Origin of the sequence: Paenibacillus assamensis DSM 18201 (assembly GCF_000422445.1) — a bacterium.
Taxonomy (GTDB): Bacteria; Bacillota; Bacilli; order Paenibacillales; family Paenibacillaceae; genus Paenibacillus_B; species Paenibacillus_B assamensis.
Window position 1 is genome coordinate 157202 of sequence record NZ_AULU01000012.1, and the last position, 22894, is coordinate 180095.

Annotated in this window: 14 protein-coding genes; 4 read left to right on the forward strand and 10 right to left on the reverse strand. The window is 46.0% G+C overall.

The features are described 5' to 3' along the window. Positions 1-11: 11 nt before the first annotated feature. From H580_RS0109005 to H580_RS0109025, 5 genes are all read right to left on the reverse strand, one after another. A complete protein-coding gene (locus H580_RS0109005) occupies positions 12-647 on the reverse strand; it encodes a hypothetical protein (RefSeq protein WP_028594481.1) in 636 nt (211 codons plus the stop codon). 610 nt (positions 648-1257) lie between these two features. Beyond that, positions 1258-2544 (reverse strand): vWA domain-containing protein, encoded by a 1287-nt coding sequence (locus H580_RS0109010; RefSeq protein WP_028594482.1) that lies wholly within the window; start codon positions 2542-2544, stop codon positions 1258-1260. Positions 2545-2792: 248 nt separating this feature from the next. Then, complete coding sequence (locus H580_RS0109015; protein WP_028594483.1) at positions 2793-5318, reverse strand: hypothetical protein; 2526 nt, start codon at positions 5316-5318, stop codon at positions 2793-2795. A 4-nt stretch (positions 5319-5322) separates the two neighbouring features. Then, on the reverse strand, positions 5323-8712 hold the full coding sequence (locus H580_RS0109020) for a tubulin-like doman-containing protein (RefSeq protein ID WP_028594484.1): 3390 nt from the start codon (positions 8710-8712) through the stop codon (positions 5323-5325). Between the two features lie 137 nt (positions 8713-8849). Further along, positions 8850-10634 carry a vWA domain-containing protein gene (locus H580_RS0109025; protein ID WP_028594485.1) on the reverse strand — a complete coding sequence of 595 codons (1785 nt, stop codon included), beginning with the start codon at positions 10632-10634 and terminating at the stop codon, positions 8850-8852. Positions 10635-10965: 331 nt separating this feature from the next. On the opposite strand from H580_RS0109025, the gene H580_RS26175 reads away from it, so the two are divergent. Both H580_RS26175 and H580_RS0109035 read left to right on the forward strand, forming a co-directional pair. Next, complete coding sequence (locus H580_RS26175) at positions 10966-11115, forward strand: hypothetical protein (RefSeq protein WP_157282806.1); 150 nt, start codon at positions 10966-10968, stop codon at positions 11113-11115. Then, positions 11112-12038 (forward strand): hypothetical protein, encoded by a 927-nt coding sequence (locus H580_RS0109035; protein WP_028594486.1) that lies wholly within the window; start codon positions 11112-11114, stop codon positions 12036-12038. Before H580_RS26175 ends, H580_RS0109035 begins: the two co-directional genes overlap by 4 nt. A 264-nt stretch (positions 12039-12302) precedes the next feature. Here the strand turns inward: H580_RS0109035 and H580_RS0109040 are convergent, their stop codons facing one another. From H580_RS0109040 to H580_RS0109060, 5 genes are all read right to left on the reverse strand, one after another. After that, positions 12303-12941 carry a toxin-antitoxin system YwqK family antitoxin gene (locus H580_RS0109040; RefSeq protein WP_028594487.1) on the reverse strand — a complete coding sequence of 213 codons (639 nt, stop codon included), beginning with the start codon at positions 12939-12941 and terminating at the stop codon, positions 12303-12305. A 358-nt stretch (positions 12942-13299) separates the two neighbouring features. Then, positions 13300-14589 carry a 2-oxoglutarate dehydrogenase complex dihydrolipoyllysine-residue succinyltransferase gene (odhB, locus tag H580_RS0109045; RefSeq protein ID WP_028594488.1) on the reverse strand — a complete coding sequence of 430 codons (1290 nt, stop codon included), beginning with the start codon at positions 14587-14589 and terminating at the stop codon, positions 13300-13302. A gap of 37 nt (positions 14590-14626) precedes the next feature. After that, positions 14627-17488 carry a 2-oxoglutarate dehydrogenase E1 component gene (locus H580_RS0109050; RefSeq protein ID WP_028594489.1) on the reverse strand — a complete coding sequence of 954 codons (2862 nt, stop codon included), beginning with the start codon at positions 17486-17488 and terminating at the stop codon, positions 14627-14629. A 524-nt stretch (positions 17489-18012) separates the two neighbouring features. Next, positions 18013-19515, reverse strand: a complete 1503-nt coding sequence (locus H580_RS23825) for an MDR family MFS transporter (protein ID WP_051217356.1) — start codon at positions 19513-19515, stop codon at positions 18013-18015. Positions 19516-20784: 1269 nt separating this feature from the next. Then, the gene (locus tag H580_RS0109060; protein ID WP_036604938.1) at positions 20785-21396 is read right to left on the reverse strand and encodes a TetR/AcrR family transcriptional regulator; all 612 of its coding nucleotides are present in this window, start codon (positions 21394-21396) and stop codon (positions 20785-20787) included. A gap of 218 nt (positions 21397-21614) precedes the next feature. Between H580_RS0109060 and H580_RS0109065 the strand changes: the two genes are divergently transcribed. Together H580_RS0109065 and H580_RS0109070 are read left to right on the forward strand one after the other, a co-directional pair. After that, positions 21615-21932, forward strand: a complete 318-nt coding sequence (locus H580_RS0109065; RefSeq protein WP_028594491.1) for an MTH1187 family thiamine-binding protein — start codon at positions 21615-21617, stop codon at positions 21930-21932. 331 nt (positions 21933-22263) lie between these two features. After that, positions 22264-22875, forward strand: coding sequence for an acetate uptake transporter (locus tag H580_RS0109070; RefSeq protein ID WP_028594492.1), 612 nt, complete (start codon positions 22264-22266; stop codon positions 22873-22875). Positions 22876-22894 lie beyond the last annotated feature (19 nt).

Sequence of the window (22894 nt, forward strand, 5' to 3'; positions counted from 1 at the left end):
TGTCTTCCTCCTTATTCCGGAATTAGTTCATATACCTGACCATAGTGGCGTCCGTCGGTAAAGAAGAGCCGGATGTAGTCGTCCTTGCCAACTTCGATAATTGGCAGTATGGTCTTGCCTGCAACGAATGACTCTACGAACGGATAGACGGTGCCATCTTCTTTGTTGACAGGGGAGCCGCCTTGCTTTTTGACATAACAGAGGACGTCTTTGGCCAAGGGTACTTCGGTTGTGACTTGAATTTGCACGGTTTTGTAGCGCTTGAACCATCCGCTGCTCTGGCGTATGGAGTAATAGATACGAGCTTTGCCCGTACTCATTAAAATACGGTTTCGTCCGTCAGGCTGATGAACGAGTGTTATTCCTTCGTCAGTATTTAGGCTGGCGTATACCGTGTAGGATAGCCTTCCGATTTTGTCGATTCGTTCATGATAGCCGTTGTTGGCTTTGTATTCATTTTTCGTGTACAACTTAAGGCTGCTTAGCGACGGAGCTTCCTGTTCTTGTCCGTCAGCAGGCGCTCGCTGAATATATACCGCTTGAACACCGTCAGGCCAGAGCCAGCGCAGCGTACAGCGGTCTTCATCTATTTTGTAGGTAAGTTCACGGATGACGGGTGTCGTTGAATCCGCATCAATAACGTGCATATGTGTTAGCCCCCTGCATATGACAGTGTGACGTGTTTTTTTATAGAGCAGCTTTAGAGCATCCAGCATCTAGCTTCTTTTATAACATTGATACAGCAAAGGAATCCATTTCATAAATCGTACAACCATAACTCGCATAAATTACGTAATTCGCATAACCTGCGTAACCCGTATAACCCGTATAACCCGTATAACCCGTATAACTCGTATAACCCGTATAACTCGTATAGCACGTATAGCTCAAATAATCGGCATAACTCACATAACTCGTCATTCGCATAACCGACAGTGGAATGGACAAAAATGCAGTTATTTTAAGTGCGAAACACGTTTTTTGGGTATGTTTGGACAAAAGTGCAGTTATTTTTCTCGATTAGGCACGTAAAAGGGGCTAGGGAACCCAAATAACTGCATTTTTGCCGATAATACCCCAAATAAGCATGATTTTCGAATCAATAACTGCATATTTGTCACAATCAATACGAACAGCCGCCCACTTCATACAGCCCGTCTGGCTGCACGAAGCCGTTGATACGAATGTATTGACGAGTATGCGTGTGCAGATACGAATGACATTGATGACATTGATATAAAGTCTTATTTCATTCGCTTAAAATCCGTGACTGCGGCTGTCTCTTGGCTTCTCAGTAAACTCTTCACTGGCGCCTCTGCCTGCCGAACGGCTTGGACGGTGCGTATTATCGCGCAGTGTGTAATTTTCCTTAATCGGAACCACTAGCGTGAATACGGAAATGATGCCAGCCAGCAGCAAGTCAGCAATCAATCGGACCACACTATCTAGCACGATAATACCTGTTAGGCCAGCCTCCAGAACGAGTCCCGCGAATAGGCCGGCGACTGCACCGCCAATAGCGAAGCTGCGCGCCAAATAGCGATTGTCGAACATAAGCCCGAGCGCTAGGCCAATCGCTGCCCCAATCAGCACGATCGCAATGACGCGTAAAATGCTGTAGTAGGTGTTATCTGCAGTCGGACCTGTACGCTCGGTAATAAGCGTGCGATTGTCTATTTTCTCGTAAATGTCTTGGAAAACGAATGATAGTTGATTCGCTTCGGAAACATCATAGTATTGGCCGCCTGTACGATCCGCAATTTGCTGCAGCAGGTTAGAGCCTGCCTTTTCAACGAGACTAAGTCCGATTGTGTTTACAGCAATATGCTGCGCCGCATACTCGGAAGTAGCAGCATCCAAGTTCATTTCACTCACACCATCTGACAATAGAACGACCATCGTACCACGCATACTGTCAGCTTGCTCTTTAATATGCTGCATCGCTTCATCGAGCGCACGCGCAATGTCTGTTCCACCATCTGTCGTCTTTTGCGCATCCAGTGTGGCATAGATGCTATCTTTGGCTGCTTGATCTTTCACTTGAATAAATGGCTGTAGAACATCCGCTTGATCGTTAAATTCTACGATCGCAACTCGTTTATCTGCATCCATTTGTGCGATCATGCGCTTGGCCGCTTCATTGCGATCGTTGTTTGGGTCTGTTCGGTTCATGCTGCCCGAGTTGTCGATGACGAGCACGATGTCGTTGACCTTCTTAGCGCCTCCGAGTTGAAGCCCATAGATAAATTGTAGGGTAAGTCCAACAACGAACAACAGAACCAATGTAGCTGGAGCGATATATTTCCATGACGCGCCTGCATAGCGTTGGCGCCATGAGGCACCGTTAAGGCGAGGGGACATCAGCTCAGCAATAAGGGCACCCAGTCCGATACATAACGCGAGTACGCCAAAGTACAAGCCGACTAGCACCGCGTTCGGTACTTCACCAGACAACTGGTACAACAGCACCTCACCTAAAATGAAGCCAACGCCGCCGCCGATAAGGCTGAACAGCACTAGCATCAAGTTCAATTTACGCTGCATCGTAACATTTCCTCTCTATTGAATAATGGCGAGAGCAGGGAAGACACTGTGAAGCGCCGATCCTGCTCTCGCTGGTAAAGGTTGCATGTATTCGCTTTATGCCTATTTAATAGAAGGCACACAAGTGTTATGACATAATGATCAATCGGTTAGCTGCTGCTATCCATCGGCGGATCGACGCACTGTGCGAGCAAGCTAGTATCTTCACGTGTATTTCCTCTAATTGTGCTCGACACTCCATATCATGCTTAACGAAGTGCAGGAAGATTGGCAGGATCGATGCCGTGGAAAGTATAGCCGTTCTGCACGTAGCTGTCGTAGTACACTTTACCGTTTCGGTAATACATAAGATCCTCCACATGGAAGCCGCCCATCAGATTCAACTTCTCCACGCCGCTGCTGCGCTTCTCGTGTACAGTTCCGAGCTTATACAGCCTTGACCCTTCGTCTGCTTGCTGCGCGTAACGGATAAATTCGCTCGTGCAATCGCCGAAGAAGTATTTCTCTTCATAACGATGCTCATGCGTGTAATCTAGGAGGCGAATATGAATGTTCGCTTGTTCCTCAAGTGTACGATACAGGCGCTTAAACAGCTCTTCTTTCGAAAGAACGTCCTTATCATCGTACGAAATCGTGACATTGGAGCGGCGCAGCAGCTCTTCTTCGAACGTTTGATGGAAGGGAGTTGCCGTTAAAATATGTGTACGGCATACTTCCATCAGCTTGAATAGGAGATGGTCGCTCCCAACATGGAGCAAGTCAGGCAAATGTCCTACGTATCGCTCATCAAAAAATATCATCGCGCCGCGCTTGGCTTCAATTTCTTGCATTACATCTGAAGTAACTCGCTCATAGTACTCCATAATGTTCTGCCCGATATAGTCATCTGCGGTTCGAATGCTCTCCAGCGCTGCTTCATGGAGCGTGCGCTCCAATTTCCGCATTTGCTGTACTTGGTGAGCCGATTCAGTATGAAGTTGCTCTAACTCTGCTTCATAGCGGCGCATGAACTGCAACTCGGTTTCGGTATAAAGCAGTTCCAGCTTCTTGCTATAAATCGTCTGGCAGAAGCTGCGCACAAAGCCGCGTACATTGTGCTTGTCCATGAACGGAAGGCGCTGGAAGGATAGGCTGTCTGCCTTCTCCGTATAAAGCTGATCAAGCTCGGCTTGAGCCAGCTCTAGCTCACGAGATAAATCGCGAATGCGCGCACGCACGTCTTTCCATACACTTGCCGTTTCTTCTTGCTCATTCGTCCATTCATACCAATGAAAGACGTTAAGATTCGGGTGCTCGGCAGCTTGCTTTTGCATCGTAGTCCGCAATTTGGTACGTACATCCAACTGCTCCATATAGCTGCTCGCCGGACGGACAAAGTTGTCGCGGAAATAAAGCTTGCATCCATCACCGAACAACGCTTCCTCTGCTTCTCGCAGTGATAGCTGCTTCAAACGGGAGAAGCTTACCTCATGTGTCATGATGCCATTCATATCGTTGATGCGGCTAGCATCTGGAATGGCTTCATTGACTTGGCTAGCGACCTTGTCGGGTGACAGTCCGAGTAAGGCGAGCTTTTCACGGCTGCTCCAGTCAGGTGCTGTCTGCAACCGCTCCAGCAGCTGCTTGTAAAAATGATAGAGCACCGTCAGAGCGATAGATTCATTAGGCCGCTTTACTTTGGCGAAGCCAGCTGACACGCAGCCTTGACGTCCATCTTCCGTCATCATGTTATTTTTAAATGCTGCGTTGTTATAGCTCGTTGCAAAGCTTGCATATTGATCATAGGCGGCATCTTTCGACTTGCGGTTTTTCAACAAGCTCATATGACAAATCATTTCATAATTATCCTGCATGTCAGATGCTGCTGAAATACCTCGCTCATTCTTGTCAGACAAGACGTAAACAAGATCGAATAATGGTGCAGGCCCGTGCGAAATAGGAATGCGAATGCCGTCTTCCGTAACATGAAGCGGAGCGGACAACGCATAATCAGCTGCCTGCATATGCTCCAGTTCACGCAGGAATGCCACGCCATAACAACTGCTTGTACCGAAAGCATCAATCTGATCACGCTCGCTGAGAAGCGCGTACATGTCCACTTGAACGGACTTGAACGATTGGCTGAAAATCGACTGTGCCAATAGCGTCATTTCCGGGACGAGCACATTCATAGGATCATCTACTCTTGTAACGACTGCCAAATGGATGCGGTCGAAAGAAGAGTAGAGTCGTCCATAGTCTGAAATGTGACGGCTCACTTGTCGCAGCGTACGATTCATCTCAAATAGCTGCTGTTCATCTTGCTGCCAATCCCCATAAATGGCTGGGCGCAATGACTTGGCTTGATTGTGCTGCAACTTATCAAGAGGCAGCGTAATACGACGTATACTTGAGCCGATTGAATCTTGATTAAGCTGATCCTGGCGAGGAGCCAGGAGTTGAGCCTGATTTAGGCCCAACTCTGTTTGCTCCTGTCCTTGATCCATCTGTCTGTCTACGCCTCGTGTATGCGAGGGCTCATATCGTCCATGTTCCCGCTGTCCGCGACGCTCCTCTTCCTGCTCCGAAGCAATATGAACATACATAACGCCCGCGCTATTGTCCCACTTCTTTGCATTAATGCGTGCGATCTGTTCAACCGCTTCTGCCGACTTGTCACCGATGAACAAGAACAGCGTAGGGTAGTGAATGCTGCTCTGATCATCGGCCAGTCCGCTTAATTTTTCTTCTGCACTTGCATATTCATCAGCAAAACGCTGTAATAGCTGTTTCATAGGCTTACTTCAACTTTCTACGAATCGTATTCAGCTTGCTCGTAAGCTGCTTGTAGAACTGGTACGCTTCTTCACCATTCGCCAACTCGATCTTTTCATACTCAAGACGATCACGAGCGTCAAGGAAAGCAGAATACAAATCCTCTAACTTCTCTAGCAGCGGCGTTACGTCTTCCGATCCAGTTAGCTCTGCATCGCGACGGGAAGCTTTGCGCAGCATGGTACTGCGGCTCTTATCATCGAGCTTGCGGAACTGCTCGAAAATTTCGAACTCCACATAGTCGCGAATCTTCATTAAATTAGCGAATGGCTCCCATGCTTCCTCTTCCTCATCACGGTCGTAGACAAAAAGAGCGCCTTTCTTCGTAATCGTGCCTGTGTACATCACTTCGATGAACTGATCTTGCAGCTTCTCTTCATCTTGATGAAGGCTTAGCAGCTTATCGAATTCAGCCACTTTGCTTGCAATCGCTTCGTACTTCGCAATTTCCTCACGAACACGGCGAGTCAGCTCAGGGGTGCGAATCAAGTTTTCCTTCGCCAATTCTTCATTAATACTGCCGAAAATATCTTTCGAAGCCTGCTGCGGCAATCCTTCTGCTAACAGACGCTTCAACTCAAGCTGTGCGCGCTTCACTTCGCCAAGATTCGGCTTCGCTGCCTTCAATTGCAGATCATAGCCGCTCAACAATTGCTCTAGATCGAACGAAGGTGTAAGCACGACCGCATAGCGGTTGCTCGTATTGTGGTCGATGTCTTTTTCCACCACGATCTTATAGCCTTGTGCCTTCTCAAATTCACGACGTACGCGTTCGTTGTAGCTGCGTACACGAGCATTGGCATACGTATCGCCCCAAGACTGCTCAGGAATCGGTGAAGGCAAGTACGTCCAGTTAACCTTATCCGTCTGCACGAGATGGCGTCCGATACCTTCTTTATCAAGAATCGTGCGCTCATAGCTTTCCTCGTACACTTTAAGCGGTGTATAAACGAACAACGGCACACCGTTGCGCGTGTTGAGCCAGAAAATACGGTTCTTCACTTCGCTCTCTTTTACCGTAAAATGAGACTTACCAACCGCATTATTTTGATAGTTTTTAATACCCTTCAAAATGCTAGGTGCCTTAACAGGTACGGATACGAAGCCCCAAGAAGGGAAGTACATGCTGCCAGAGCTGTTGCTCAAATGGAATACAGGCACCGCTTCGTCATCCAGCTTGCTAGCAATATTGCGCTCTACAAATTTCTCAATCGACTCTTCTTGACCGAATTTCATAATCAAAAATTCTTCCATCGACTGTGTAATCAAGTCACCGAACTTGTCGGACAAGAAATCGGAAATAGAGCTGACAATATCAATCTCATTCTCCTTAATCCATTGATCGGAACGGTTCAGCAACTCCATCGTAAAGTCGCGAATCAGATCGTCAACTTCCTTTTGCTCCATTACTTTGCTTATCACTTTAGAAACGTCCGGTACACTAACGATATTCCAGTAGTAAGAGCGATTACCTTTATAGTCGGTTTGCTCATCACCGTTAATCAGAATATCCCCGTTTTTCTCGAAAATAGAGTTCAGTGCATTCAAAATTTCCGTAAATACGCTGTAAATGCGATTGTTCTCTTTGTTCAACAGCTCGTACAGATCTTCATAGAACTCGATCATTTGCTCGGTACGTTCTAGATCAGCATGAAGCCAATACTCGTTAATTTTTGCTTCGATAAATACGTTCTTCTTCTTATCCTTCGAGATGAAGGCGCTCTTGGCATCGCCTAGACGATCATGTGCTTGATCCTGCGCTGACTCGATGTCGCGCGGAATACGATGCAAGCTCTCACGCAGCGTCTCGATGTAAGAAAGGATCATTTTCAACAAGCAGAAGCCTTTCTCGGTATAAATAAGACGAGATACGTAGAACGGGCCTTGTTCTGGATGCAGGAAGAAGCGGCGCAGCTGTTCGCTAAGCTGCTCGACGATTTGGCCTGGCATCTGCTTCTTGGCCTTAATATATTCTTCGCGTGCACGCGCTAGGAAGTTCTGCTCCAACTCCGTGTCCATATTAACGACTTGCATCTTAACGACGTTGCTGTAACTGAGTCGCTCGCTGTTCTCGTAGCCTGGCAATGGCTCAGGGACGCGCGATTCGAACGTCTTTATCATAGAATCAAGATCAATGCCTAGCTTACGTGCGAACTTCTCGATATCCTCTTGGCTTGGTGCTTTCTCGAACATTTTGTCCATCTTCTGGAACAGTCGATAGCCAAGATACGTTGTCATCTCTTCAATTGGCAGTACCGCAGAGGAGGCGCCGATAATGTTGTACTCATAATTGGCTGGGTACGCTTTGTTCATTTGGGCAATATTCGTACGGATATTGCTAATATAGTCATGGATCGCGAACTCTTCGCCAGACTGCTTCTCTTCACTTGCCATAAAGTTCGTAATATTTTCTGCTGTTACGTTCATGCAGTAGTCATACGCATTCTCCAGCAGCTTGCCTTCTGTATTCGTAGCCGAGATCAGATGACAGAGATTAAACGGCGGCAATGGTGAATTAACACTCAAAATATTGCCGTATTTCTGCTGGAATCGTTCGCCGCGGCTATCTACGTTCATCCAGTAATCAAGCTCTTTTAGAGCGGCATAGCCGTTCTTCTTGATGTACTCGCGCGTATGCTCGCTCAAGCTCTTGTTTGCCAAGTTTACGTCTGGCGTGAACAAGTAACCGAGTGTATTCACACGGTCGATACCTGCGGAGCCGTGGTCGCGCTCAATAATACCGCGCACGATATAGGAAATATCGAGGAAGCATCCGCTTCCTGTACCACCGGATAAGCCGGACAGCAGGAATACCATCAGTTTCTTATTGGTACCGACAGATAAAGTCTTAATCTTCTTGTCGATCGCCTGTACAACTTGGTTAATCTTCGTGAATAACAATAGTCGTCCAGCTTGGCGGACACCAGCCGCACCGTTCATGCCGTCTGTAATCGATAGCTCAGGGGACAGCCATTCCGTAATGTACGGCTCCAAAATACTGCGATTTTGCAGCAAGCCGCCAACTTCTGCGTTTGACAGTAGAACGAATTCATTTAAAGGATCAAGGCCGATGCCTTTGTATTTTTTCGCACGATCTTGTTCATTCGTTTCAAAGGCCAAGAACTCAACGTTCGATGGCTTCTCCATTTTGCGCTTTGATACCGGATCTTCCGGCAGCTTGAAGCGGCGGTTAATTTGATATTTCAAACGGAGCAGGGCATCAATCCCTGTTCCGCCTAGGCCGATAATTAAAATGGGATTGTCGATGGTATCGACGCGAATCTTGTCACTGACTATACCTCCACCGAGGGAGACGTCCAACTGCTGTATATGTTCACGAACTACTGGTTTCATGTTACTTTGACCTCCTTAGCGTTAAACGCTGTTTCTCTATATACGAAGCAACGCATGTACGGTTTATGCACTTGATATGCTGAAACTGTTTACTATTTGTTGCTCACTATTTACTGTCCAAGGACACATCTAATCGTCTATACGAGATACTCGATCATAATCGTCTTATCTACACTAGCAAGTGGAACGGTAATACGGTCACCATTTTTCAACTCAACTCCGTTGCTTGCTTGAACCGCGCGGCCTGATTTCTCGATGGTGCTGTCTCCATTGCTGCGGATCATGATTCGGTCTTGGTTGCTCGGCGTAAATACAATCTTGTCCGTTTCCTTCAACTCTGGCGCCAACTGCAATACTTGATGCAAGGTGAACTTACCGCGGAAGCCATTCAGCTTCTTATACTGCGGGTAGCTCTTCTCGCCCGTATTCTCGTCTTTAATTTCAATGACAAGTTGTCCGACAAATGCTCGATTGGCTTGTTTCATTGCCTTCATGATGAAGAATGCGGCAGCAGCCAATGCAGCAGCTCCAAGCACTCCACCTACGACGAGCAGGGTAGGGAAGGGCTTGTCTTCCGGCGAGTCACCTGACTCTGTTGGCGGAGGCGTTGTTACTTTGCCTGACTTCGCATCGATCTGGACTGGTTTCGTTTCACGATAGAAGCTCTTGTCTTCGGCTTTGACGATTAATTCATAAAGATGCTTGTCTTTAATCGAAACTTCTCCTGTGAAGCGATCGCCTTTGTTGTTCAAAGGCACCTCGACGGACTTGCCTGTGTCGATATCTTTCAGGAGCGCAACTGCCTTCATGTTGTTATACAGCTCTTTGTTGTCGAGCGGCTGACCGTTGCTGATCAGATACGACTCAATATCTATCGTGTCACCTGGTTTATAGCTCTTGGACGGAATCGGTTTCATCGTTAAGGCCAAGTCATAGTTAAAAATCAGGTTAATATCGATCTTGTCCTTCGCGACACCTTTCACTTGCAGCGTCCAATCGCCTTGTTCAGGCTGCATCAATTTAAGCAAGGAATAGCTCTTGGATTTGGATTGAAGCACATCAGCTGATGGAATCGGAACGCTGTTGCCAGTTGGATCAATCAATCGAACTTCGACTGGCTTCTCCGACATAATCGAAATGTTGGCTTCCAATACATTTGCGTTCGGTACATTAATTTTGACATCTTGATACTTGCCGTTCGATGTAATCGAATCAATTGGCACGACTTTCAATTTCAGGTGACTTGCAAAAATCTCACTCAATATTTGCGGTAGATCGTCTGCAGAATCGGTGACGAAGGATTTGCCTCCGGTCTTACTTGCGATTTGATCCAATACAGACTTGTTCAACTGGCCATCCGCATTAAGTCCAATCGTATAAATGGGGATGCCCATTTTCTTCGCATCGGCTACTGCCTGATTGAGCTCTTGATCGGATTGAGCCTGTGTACGGCTGCCGTTCTTGTTCAAGTAGTTATTGCCGTCTGCTAGCAGTACGATCATTGGCTCATGTGCGGGATCTGCACCGTTCTCTAGCACTTTGACAGCTTCCTTAACCCCAACCGCGATATCTGTGTATGCACCATGATTGATCTGGTCAATAAACTGCTTCAAATCCTGCTTGTCTGCTTCTGACTTAATATCGAGCAGTGCTTTCTCTCGCTCAATTCGGTCAGTGTAGGCGACGATGCCTACTTTATCCCCTGTTGGCGAGAGCATGTCGATGAACATTTTCATTGCCTCATTAGCGAGCTTATTGCGATCACTCTCTTTCATCGAGTTACTCACATCAAGCGCGAGTACCGCATCAATCTGTGAAGATGGCGCTGCTGCATACGCTGTAGGCTGCGTGCCGAGAAGCGGTATAACTATGATCGAAAGTGCTAGTAGTATGCGAATTGAGATAGAGATGTTTTGTTGCATAAAATGTCTCCTTCTGATGTATTGAGGCTGTTCAACGGTTATAACGATTAAATTAGGTTAAACGTCCTACAAGTCTATCATTTCTATTGTATGTTAAAATTCTTAAGATTGTATGAAGTTTATCTCATAAATGTCCAGCAATTTTCAAACATTGACAGTGGACAGTTGATTTCTGACTGAATCCGGCATTACACTTGCAATGTGCCGCTAGTAAGTGTTGGCATTCGACATGGGTCGAATTTTGCTATTTTATTGTTTAAATATAATTGAACTCGATCTTCATTGATCTTGTTCAAATAACGACATACAACCAGAGGAAAGGAATATTCCTATGATCGCATATGGATGTCTTGCCATTCTTATCGTATACGCTGCTGTAATCAGCATAAAAGCTTACATGCAGCGCAAGCGAGTACCAACCTCAGAAGAAGTGGATGAAGTACTGCTAACGATACTAAACCGTGGACGTGATACAAAATGAACCATAAACAACCAGTTCAGCTTAAGTCTTATAGTATAACGAGATACGGCTATCAAAAGTTAAGAGTTTGCAAACATTGTAAAAATTTCACGATGCTATCGGAAGACGGCTGCCGTTACTGTGACAAAAACAAGCTTGTTTCACTAGATGAGCATGCCTCTTCCCTTGTTCGTCATTCGCATATAAAAGTGCTATTGATCGCTCTATTGATCGCGGTCGCTGCCGTACTATTCGGCGACTCGACAGAACAACGACTCATTTGCGGTACGATAGGGCTCATAGTCATCGTCGTTCTATGGAGAGTCCAAGCTATGCTGCGGCCGCAAGCGGTGTCTAGGCAACTGCTAGAACTGATCAAGCAGGAACAGCAAGTAATCGTGAATGGTGTGTTCCGCGATTGGGAAGCAGCCATTGAGAACTGGAACAAGGACAAGCCGTTAACGTACGCAATGCTTCGCGAGATTGCAACATTGATGCACAATGATACGATTCGGATGCAGCAGTTGCATATGCTTGATTCATTTATTTTGCGAAAAGACATGGATCTCGAATTGGACCCTCTCTTGTTAAGGCACTTCGAACCGCTGCTTGCCAATTACATCGGTGAAGTGGCTAAGCTGAAGCGAGAATTGATCCGTGATCGAACGCTTCGCTATGTGCTGCGTCATGAACATTCCATCCTTCGTCTTGAGTCAGGGCTTGCGATTATGACGGCGGTCGTCGGTGCATCCCTTCGGACGAAGCATTACGTTGCATCGTATGCACCGCTCGTGCGGCGCTACGCTTTCAGTCTGCCAAAGGATCGTTTCCTGCGGCTGTATCGCATGCTAGCAGAGTACCCAGATCACGATTGGGGTGGGTTGCAGGATGAAGTCTACCGCATCTATCAAGAAAAATACCGCTGGGATGCGGACTTTCACTGACGATTACTAGTTGCGATGAGTGGCAATAACGCCAAGAAGCGACCTGCAACAAACCTGCTGGGTTATATGACGCAAGTCGGTTGTGTAACACCTTCAAATCGTCGTTGGAATATCTCGACTGTTGTCGAATTGATGCATGTAAAAAGAGTATAAGACGATAAATGAGTTCACGAAAAAGACCTTCCTTAACACCTTCATTTTGATGATGGTAGGGGAGGTCTTTTTACATCGTTATGCAAATTTTCTCCATTTTACGTTCTATGTTCAATACTGCCGCAAAATTTTAACCCGCTTGCCATTCTCGTATTTGCTGAACGTATGAACTTTTCCGTCTTGGTAGTGATACACTTCGCCATGCAGCTTGCCGTTTCGGTAGGTTCCATTAATAGCGATATTTCCTAGCGTGTCGTAGGTTATCCCTTTACCATGCAGCTGATTGTAACGGAAGTGGCCTGAATATCTCGTAGTACCATCAGGACGATACCATACCCCGGCGCCATGAAGTTGATTATCTCGGAAGGTGCCGGCGAGGATAAGATTATCCTGATCGTCATAAGCCTCTCCTTGGCCATTAGCAGCAAAGCTGACAATGTTTCCTTGGTAACGATATATTTGGTCGTTAAATGTAATGGTAAGATCAGTAGGGTTATCTTTATGGTTACCTTGCTCTGGGTGATACCAAGCCTTCGTAATGGTTGCATCGAGTGCAGCGCGCTGCGCATCTGCAATGTGATAGAGCTTAAATGCGAACAGTATCGTAAATAAGCCTGCCATGAAAATAGAGGTTAAGCCGGGGAAGTATGAGCGTCCTTTCTTGTAAGCCACGGTAGCTGTTGTGATGCCTAGTAAAATAAAAAAAATGATCATGCCTAATAAAAACCAATCCATAAGATCGAATCGCATTATGCGCCCCCTGTTGTAGGTATAAATATGTGTATGTCATAAGGGATTGATAAAGTAGATAGGTAACAGAATTGGGATATTACTATGGGATATAACTATATGTATATTGTTTGTACGTATTATCCTTATTGTACCAAATTTAGAAGGGTGGTGGAAGAACAAAATAACGCCCCGCCCTTGGATGGGTTATTACTTATATCGTATATTTTCCTAGTACCTATAATAGCAGCGATATAAAAAAACAGGGGCTTGCGTCGGAGGTAGAATATCTCACTCCCGAAACAGCCCCTGTTGTGCTGAATCTCGCAGATGATACGAAATTACAGCATCCTATGTTCAGTCATCCTTTGTGAACAGCTTAGCCTTCCAACAACAAGGACTCTGGATCTTCTAGCAATTCTTTCACTTTCACAAGGAAGCTAACTGCTTCTGCGCCGTCTACGATACGGTGATCGTAGGAAAGGGCGATGTACATCATTGGGCGGTTCTCCATGCGCTCTTGATCGATAGCGATTGGACGCCATTGAATCTTATGCATGCCGAGAATGCCGACTTGTGGAGCATTCAAGATTGGCGTGGACAGCAAGGAACCAAATACGCCGCCGTTTGTAATGGTGAACGTACCGCCTTGCAAGTCAGACAACGCAAGAGAATTCGTGCGTGCTTTGCCTGCAAGATCAATGATCGTTTTCTCGATGCCAGCGAAGCCAAGACGATCTGCATCGCGTACAACGGGTACGACAAGACCTTCCTTCGCGGATACCGCGATACCGATGTCGTAGTATTTCTTCACGAGCAGCTCGTCACCGTCGATTTCAGCATTCAACAATGGGAATGCTTTCAATGCGCCGATAACTGCTTTTGTGAAGAAGGACATGAAGCCAAGATTGACTTCGTTCTTCTCTTTGAAAGAATCTTTGCGGCGCTTACGAACGTCCATAATCGCAGTCATATCAACTTCGTTGAACGTTGTCAGCATCGCAGCTGTTTGTTGCGCTTCAACAAGACGCTTCGCGATCGTTTGACGACGGCGGGACATCTTCGTGCGTTCAACAGGCTTGCCGTTCTCAGCATCAGCTGCACCCAATTGCGGAGCTGGAGCTGCGGCAGGACGTGCAGCAGGAGCCGGTGTCGCAGCAGCAGGTGCTGCGCTTCCGTTGCGGCCTTGTGCTTGCACATCGTCTGTTGTAATGCGGCCGATTGGATCGCGTGTTTGCACTTGAGCCAAGTCGATGCCATGCTCGCGAGCAAGCTTGCGAGCAGATGGCGTTGCATGTACGCCGTCCGCGCTAGGCGCTGGAACTGCCACTGCCGGAGCAGGAGCTGTTGCTACTGCGGATGCCGCAGCAACTGGAGCTGGCGTTACAGCTTCAGGTTGGCTTGCAGCTTGTGCTGGAGCAGGTGCAGCAGCACCACCAGCGTTGATGATTGCGATGACGGAGCCAACGAGTACGTTGTCGCCCTCTTGAGCAAGAAGCTCACCAACAACACCATCTTCGTCCGAACTAATTTCCAAGTTAACTTTATCCGTTTCCAATTCAGCTACGATATCACCTTGTTTGATTGCTTGACCTTGTTGAACGTGCCATTTGTGCAGCGTTCCTTCTGTGATTGATTCTCCCAAATCAGGCACTCTTACTTCTGTCACGGTAGCTTCCTCCTTTAGCACGGTACATTCGGATTATTTATTTCAAGTTCAACGCTTGTTCGATAATGTTGCGCTGCTCGTAGCTGTGCACATCTGCATAGCCGCTTGCAGGGCTGGAGCGCTCAGCGCGTCCGTTGTAAGTTACTTCTGCACCTTTAGGCATAATTGCGCGAAGGCGTGATTCCATAAACGTCCATGAACCCATGTTGCGAGGCTCTTCTTGTACCCACATGATCTCTTTGAGACCTTTCATACGGCCAATCACTTCAGCGATAGCTTCTGCTGGGAATGGATAAAGCTGCTCGACACGGATAATGTGCAGCCAGCTCCAGTCTTTGTCTGGATGGTTATCGAGTTCTGCTTGCAGCTCCAAAGTGATCTTACCGCTGCAGAGAACAAGGCGATTAACCTTAGCAGGCTTTTGACCTAGCAATGGTTCTTCAACGATAGCTTGGAACGAACCGTCAACAAGCTCAGCAGCTGGAGAAGCACTGCGCGGGTTGCGCAGCAAGCTCTTCGGTGCCATAACAACCAATGGACGTGCTAGGCGCGTACCGCCGATTGCTGCCTGATGGCGAAGCAAATGGTAGTACTGAGCTGCACTGGACAAGTTCGCTACCGTCCAGTTGTTGTCCGCTGATAGCTGCAAGAAGCGCTCCAAGCGTGCACTGGAATGCTCTGGTCCTTGGCCTTCATAGCCATGCGGCAGAAGCATAACCAAGTTGGAATACTGATGCCACTTCGCTTGGCCAGCCGAGATGAACTGATCGATGATGACCTGAGCCGTGTTGGCGAAGTCACCGTACTGTCCTTCCCAGATAACAAGCGTTTCTGGCGCGAATACATTGTAGCCGTATTCGAAGCCAAGTACAGAAGCTTCAGACAATGGGCTGTTATGGATTGCGAAAGATGCTTTTGCTTCTGGCAAGTGGTGCAATGGGCAGTACGTATTGTTGTTCGTATGATCGTGCAGTACAAGATGGCGATGAGCGAACGTTCCGCGCTCGGAATCTTGACCGCTAATTCGAATCGGTTGTCCTTCTGCAAGAATCGTAGCAAAAGCAAGTGCCTCCGCGTTAGCCCACTCTACCTTTTCACCTTCATCAAGTGAAGTTGCGCGGCGCTTCAAGATACGCTCAAGCTTCGGATACGGTTTAAAGTCTTCTGGAGTTTCCAGCAATCCGTTGTTAATCGACTTCAACTGCTCCAATGTAACTGGCGCGCTCTTCGGATTAGGAATATGCGCTTTAGGAAGCTTGTCGATATGGGATTGATACTGGCCCTCAGCTGTATCGCGCATTTGATCATAAGCCTGCTGCAAGACAGCATCTACATCATCTTGCAATTGCTTAATGATTTCGTCCGTCATGATACCTTGAGCCTTCAATTGCTCTGCATATAAATGATAAACGGTCGGGTGAGCGTGCACCTTCTCGTATGTTTTCGGCTGTGTTACGGTCGGATCATCCATCTCATTGTGACCATGGCGGCGGTAGCCGATTAGGTCGATAAGGAAGTCCTTCTTAAATGTATCGCGATATTCGAACGCCATGCGTGCTGCAGCGATACAAGCTTCTGGATCATCAGCATTAACATGGATGATAGGAATCTCGTAGCCTTTCGCCAAGTCACTCGCATACAGCGTAGAACGGGAGTCTTCGCTCTCCGTTGTGAAACCGATGCGGTTGTTGACGATAAAGTGCAGTGTTCCTCCGTTTTGGTAACCGCGCAGATTATTGAAATTCAATGTCTCTGCTACGATACCTTCACCAGGGAATGCCGCATCTCCGTGCATGAGGATCGCAACGGCTTTCTCCGTATCTTGTACAGGGAAACCAGCGCTGCTTCTGTCTTCTTGAGCTGCACGTGCAAAGCCCTCAACAACAGGGTCTACGAATTCAAGGTGACTCGGATTGTTCGCTAAGTTGATCGTCGTCTTATGTTCATTCTCTTCGAAGTCGCGATCAGCACCCAAGTGATATTTTACGTCCCCAGTCCAGCCGTAGTTGATACCTGTAGAGCCTTCGGAAGGGAACAGATCTTTATTCGGTGAATGATGGAACTCTGAGAAAATAGCGCCGTAAGGCTTGCCCAATACATGAGTAAGCACGTTCAGACGTCCTCGGTGAGCCATACCCATTAAAATATGTTTAGCACCATCGCGCGCGAAGTCGCGTACAAGCTCATCAAGCATAGGTACGAGTGCATCATTGCCTTCGATGGAGAATCGTTTTTGACCAACAAAAGTCTTATGCAAGAACTTCTCGAAATGTTCAACTTCCATCAAGCGACGAAGGAGTTGAATGCGATCTTCGTTCGTCATGACAGGAGGAACTTGTTTGTGTTCTGCTTTGTCGCGAAGCCATTGCTTCTCGTTCACATCGTGCACATGTCCAAAGTCGTAAGCAATCGAACGAGTGTAAGACTTCAACAAGTGCTGAATAGCATCCCATGCAGTGTTCACATCAGCAGGATGGTTATTCCATACGATGGAAGCAGGTAGAGCTTGCAGGCCTTCAACCGTTAAACCGTACGCTTCTGGTGAGAAGCGACGAGGGTCTGGTGTAGCATTGATGCCAAGTGGATCGATATTAGCTGCCAAATGACCGTACGTACGAATATGTTCTGCAAGTTTAGCTGCATTGACTGCTTGCATGAGCGCTTCTCCGCTGCTCAATGCATAATGGATTGTAGAAGCAGTGCTGTTAACGGATTGTGATGGATATTCCTCATTAGCAAAAGCAGGTGGTGGACCATACTGCTCAAACCATTCTTGGAATCGTGCATCAACCGCATCCGGGTTGTCTAGGTACTGCTCGTATTGCTCATGAATGTATCCAAGATTGGGACCGAAATATCGCTCCCACGCCCCGTTCTTGTGTGACACCCCAGCCGACATGGATAGGACCTCCTTAATGTTCTCGTACAGGTTGTTGGTGTAGTAGTTTCGTAATAATAAGAATAAGCCAATAAATGCGCTTTCAATAGAGAATACTGGAAACGTCTTCATTATACTAAACAATTGACGGATTGAATAATAAAGAGCATTAAATTTTAGATACAGATTAAAGATGATAATTATATCAATAAGAGATAGATGGCTCTATAGCAAGGGAAAATGCTAATTTTATGCGCTAATTTGGATGGTAGCAAGATCATAGGAGGCGCTCTAGAGAGAGTTGAATGCGCGATTGGGAAGGGGAATATATTTTCGAAAAATAACATCCTATAAACGTGCTTCAGAAAACAACATGCCGCTGCACCTTGTAAGGAGGCAGCGGCATGAATAATTCGCTATGTGTGAAATGAACAGTTTCTTTGCAAAGCTGCAAGGGCAGTGTTCAAAGTCAGTGACAATAATAGTTTACATTTTTGGATGTCATGCGAGTCGTCATAAAAGTTTTAATACGACGAGTATTATGTTTATGCTGATGTAGAAGTAGCAGCTTCCTGCTCAAATGACTTTTGCTTGCGCGACGGCAGTCCCCACGATAGTGCTACCATACTGAAAGCAACGACAATTAAGATGATAAATATTACGTGGATGCTGCTTGCAAGACTATCTCGCAAGACGGAAATGACAGACTCACTCAGAGACATACTATCTTGTGTAGGCTGAATCATCGTATTCAGCATCGCAGGTGTGACATCACCCGCATTATCTGGATGGCTGCTAATCGTCTGTGCTGTTTGAACATTAAAATAACTGCCGATGAGCGATACGCCAATCGTTTGCCCAATATTACGGAACAGCACGTTCGTTCCGACTGAGGTTCCGATCATATCTGGGCTAACCGCAGATTGAACGACAACGGTATGCAGCGTGACGGAAATGCCGAAGCCGATTCCGATAAAGGCTGTAATGACATACAGCCACCAATGGTTGCTGTCTATTTGCATAAACAGCAGGGTAAGGGCACTCAAAAATAAGAAGAGGCCTCCAATAATGGAAGAGGTGCGCATGCCTCGATTGATCATTAGTTTTCCACATAGGAAGGCGCCAAATGTCCACGTGATAGACATAGGTGCAAGCGCCAAACCAGATAGTGTTGCATTAGAGCCGGCTACTCCTTGCATCCATAGTGGAACGTAAACGACGATGCCGATTAGCAACACATGAATAATGAAAGAAAGTACATTTGTTACGGCTACAGCGCGATTGCGGAATAGCTGCAAGGGCATAATCGGATCTTTCACCGTTGCTTCAATACGGATGAAGGCGATAATAAACACGATAAATACAGCGAATAGAGCCAATACGCTAACAGATAGCCAATCTCCCGTTTCGCTGCCAACATGAACGCCGTACAACAAAGCAGTAACGGCAATCGTGAAGGTGATCGCGCCAGCGAAATCGAGCGGCTGCTTGCTCGTATGCTTTTCTTCTTTTAGATAAATGGCAACGAGTATCATGGCTACTACACCAAATGGGATGTTCATAAAGAAGATCCAGTGCCATGAGATCTGATCCACCATAAAGCCGCCTACGAGCGGTCCAGCAATACCTGCTGTTCCCCATACAGCACCGATATAGCCGAGAATTTTGGCACGCTGCTCATAGGGATATAAGTCAGCAATAATCGTATTGGTGACGGGCAGGATGGCCCCGGCTCCAAGTCCCTGAATGACGCGGAACCAGATCAGCTGCTCCATCGTTTGAGCGAAGCCGCATAAGGTCGATCCAATAAGGAAGAGCGCAATACCTGTAAGGAAAATAGCTTTGCGGCCCCATATATCAGACAGCTTTCCGTATATAGGTACGGACACAGAAGACACTAGCAGGTAGGCTGTAAATACCCAGCTCATCATATGGAAGCCTTGCAAGTCGCCAGCAATTTTGGGCATGGCTGTACTGACGATGGTGCCCTCAATTGCCGCTAAGAAAGTGGCTACCATGAGGGAGGCCATTATCATTGTGCGATTCATGTTCAAGATTCAATCCTTTCTATCATTAATCCGTGGACGATAGGGAGTAGCTGTGGAGCATTGTGAGCAGCCTAAACATTTGAACAGTTGAATGGCTGGATAACTAAATAACTGAATAACTGAATAGCATACACAGCATATCAGAATGTACAGCATACACAGCATATCAGAATGTACAGTATACAGAGCGTAATCAGCATGCAAAGTATATACAGCATCAACAGTATGAACGATGAAAAGGTATATACTCTACTACTCATGCAGCTATTTGGTATCGATAACACGGGACAATCCTTGAAAAAGAAAGCAGTAGAGTTAGTTCAATTAAGCAGCTATAGCCTATAGCGCTTCATTTGAACTAGGCTGATACAGACAATCAGACAACTCATACTAACGGACAAATCAGCTAGACGTGGAAAGCGCCTCATGAAGATGAACGGCAAAAATGCAGTTATTTTACCTGTAATAAGCTTATTTGGATGATTATTGGACAAAAATGCATTTATTTTTGCCTGTTTGCCTATTTAGTTGACTAATCGAGAAAAATAGATGCACATTTGTCCATATTTACGGTGAAATGACGTTTTCCGCTTTAAATAACTGCACTTTTGTCCAAAGTGTGATTGTTAGTGCGTACAAGTCAGTTATGCTCCTAGTCTACGCCGCTTTCATATCTACCTTTTTATTGTAAATACCTCGTAAAAGTTGTTGAATAGGCAAACATAATGTTGAGAAATGAAATAGTTACTTCTTTCTGGTATGCGTAAATACTCAAGGTCCATAAGAGACTGTTATTAGCGAAATAGACTCGGTTACATTGGGCTAGACAAGGCTAGTTCTCGATTACATGCAGATACAGTTCTAGTATCAGTTTATACCCGTCTATTTTGTATGATTTCATTAAGCAGCACTTTCTAATTATTGAGGGGTAATATGTAACTGTCAACATGGTTCTAGGTGTAGTTGTAAGGATTTGGTGCTGTTTATTTTGTGTTGTGCAATATGCAAGGTGTGTGAAGGCGAGTGTACGGTAGGGATCGGAAGGGAAAAGGTAATGATAGATTTTGATGAACAGCAAAGCAAGCTCAATGGTACATTGATCGGTATGTTGAAATAGCATGTTGAACAGCATGTTGAACAGCGTGCTGAATAGGATGCAGTGATAGGATAGTGGAAGAACAGCCTCTATTATCGCTCTAATAGAATGATACCCTAGTAGAATAATAATAGAGGCCGTATAGAAGAGGATATCCATAACGAGGCGCTATTTTAACAATTGGTGCGCAATGGAGCATGTAGCCTCATCAGCCATTCGAGCGACTGGAATACATGTTGAAGGTGATCGCTATCTTGATATACCTCTGAAAGGAATAGGCTGCCCTCAAAAATCGACAGAACAAGCGCTGCTGTTTGCGGGATAGGAAGCGATACATGCAGTTGACCAGTCGTAATGCCTTCTTCGAGCAGCTGCTCCAGGAATTGCTGATGTCGACGAAAGAATTGATCGATCCGTTCGCGCACTGCCGGCACTTCGCGCGAGGTTTGTGCAAATAATGTAAGAAACGTACCGCCTACGCGGCAATCTTGTTGATAGGGATCATACGCGATGAGCCGCAGCAGAAACTCGATTCTTGTAATTACTTCTACATGCTGTTGAGATCTGATTAGTGCGGAGCGTGCATCGTAATAAGCTACCGCATCATCGACGATCTCAAGCAGTATCGCCTCTTTACTTGCGAAATGATAATAAATGTTCGTTTTGGATACTTTACTGATTGCGACGATGTCATCCATACTAGTGGAATGATAGCCTGCTTTGAGAAATAGTTCAGCCGCAACTCGCAGTACAATATCCCGATTCGATGATTTTCTTTTCTTCATCAAATACCTGCAGGAGATCCCTGCTTCTCCTTTCTGGTCTTACGTAAGTCTTTCCGTACTCGTATGTAGGTTAATCTAGACACTGGTAATGTAAGGGAGTTAAGGGTGTTTTGTCAATATTTAGTGAGAAAAGTAAATGATGATGAACATGATGTAGGCTCCCTCGTTTATATTACGAATAACTTCATATAATCGTTACATATTGGAGGATGAAAATTATGGCTATTGCTGAAGTGACGATAATTCCTATTGGCACAGCAACAACAAGCTTGAGTCACTATGTGGCGCATATGCAGCGTGTACTGGCTCAGCAGGAGGGAATAAGTTATGAATTAACTTCGATGAGCACGATTATTGAAGGAACCCTTGAGCGTGTATTGGAGGTTATTCGTGTGCTGCACGAATCGACGTTCGAAGCGGGAGCAGCTAGAGTGTCTACGAGCATCAAGATCGATGATCGACGTGATCGAGAAGCTTCATCTCAACAGAAGCTCCAATCTGTGCAAGCGAAGTTGTCGCAACCTATCGATGGCTGATTGAACCAATTCCAGCGTTATAACTGGAGAACTTACTCAGCAGAATAAACGAGAACAAAGAGAACAAAGAGAACAACGAGAACAACGTAAAAAACGTAAAAAACGTAATAAATGTAACGAGCATTTCAAGCACCTTTCCATACCTGTCTCCGCTTATGGAGCAGCGTGAATAGAAAGGTGTTTTTTGCACATATTTTAAAATGCAGCCAAATGTAAATTGTTACAAGCATATTTGATATATTCACCAGTTGTGCAGTGTGATAGAATATCTTTTGGTGTTTTTTTCGGAGTATATAAATAGATAAACAAATGGATAGGGGTATTATCGAAAATGCAGACAGAGCAAAAAGTAAAAATTACGACGGCAGATCCAAGTGCTATCGGCTTGTTCGGCTTGGCAATCGTTACACTCGTGGCTTCTTCACAGAAGCTCGGATGGACAGAAGGGACTTCGCTTATTATTCCATGGGCAATCTTCTTGGGTGCCTTTGCACAGTTGTTCGCATGTATTCACGATGCTAAAAAGAACAATACGTTCGGTACGACTGCTTTTGGTGCGTATGCGTTCTTCTGGCTTGGGGTATCGATGACATGGATGATCCAACATGGTATGTTCGGTGAGTCTATGGCACAAGCAGCTGATACGCATCAGCTTGGTATGGCATTCGTTGGTTACTTGATCTTCACGATCTTCATGACAATTGGCGCTATGGAAACACATAAAGTGTTGTTCTTTATTTTCGTGCTAATTGACTTCTTGTTCATAGGTCTTTCCCTTGATGCATTTGGCATCATGACGCCATTCTCGCATACGCTTGCAGCTGTATCCGAGTTGTTGATCGCATTGCTCAGCTTCTACGGTTCTGCGGCAGCAGTATTGAATACACACTTTGGTCGCACGTTCTTGCCAGTTGGTAAGCCGTTCGGTATTTTCAAAAAATAATCAAGATAAGAATAAAGGC